This is a genomic window from Streptomyces sp. A1136, from assembly GCF_004795055.1.
Taxonomy (GTDB): Bacteria; Actinomycetota; Actinomycetes; order Streptomycetales; family Streptomycetaceae; genus Streptomyces.
Genome location: NZ_SSBJ01000220.1, coordinates 1 through 631, shown reverse-complemented (window position 1 = coordinate 631; position 631 = coordinate 1). Strand labels below are relative to the sequence as shown.

Sequence of the window (631 nt, the reverse complement as noted above, 5' to 3'; positions counted from 1 at the left end):
TCGGCCACCGGGGTGCCGGCCGCCATGAACTCCGCGATGCGGATCATCTGCGCCGTCACCTCGCGCTGCCACCGCTCCGTGTCCTCGGCGGTGAGCGTCTCGATGGCCTGGCGGGACTGCTCCCAGGCCTGCGGCCACCGCTCGCGCGCCTCGTCCGACTGGCGTGCGCCGTCGAAGCCCTCGAACAGGTTCTCCGGCCTGTTGATCTTCGTCATGTCGTTCTTGCCCCTTGATTCCTCAAGCTCGGCGATGGTGCGGCCGACGGTGCGGGCCAGCGTGTCCAGGCGGTCCCGTTCGGCCACGAGTCGCAGGTGGTGCGCCCGCAGCGCCTCCACCCGGTCGACCTGCTCGGCCAGCACCGCCCCGATCTCCACCAGCCCAAGGCCCAACTCCCGCATCACAAGGATCTGCTGCAACCGCAGCAACTCGCTCTCCTCGTAATAGCGGTAGCCGTTGCTCCCCACCCATGCCGGAGGCAACAGGCCCACCTCGTCGTAATGGCGCAGCGTCCGCGACGTCACACCCGACATCCGGGCCACCTCCGCGATCGACCAGGCCATCACCGACTCCCATCCCGACCGGACCCTCCGGCCACACACGACCGTAGAAGTTGACGCAACGGCAAAGTCAA

1 protein-coding gene is annotated in these 631 nt (G+C 68.3%); it reads right to left on the bottom strand.

What is annotated here, in order from left to right; translation table 11 throughout:
* The coding region (locus E6R62_RS38200) for a MerR family transcriptional regulator (RefSeq protein WP_136217980.1) at nucleotides 1-560 on the bottom strand (560 nt) is incomplete at its 3' end.
* Nucleotides 561-631 lie beyond the last annotated feature (71 nt).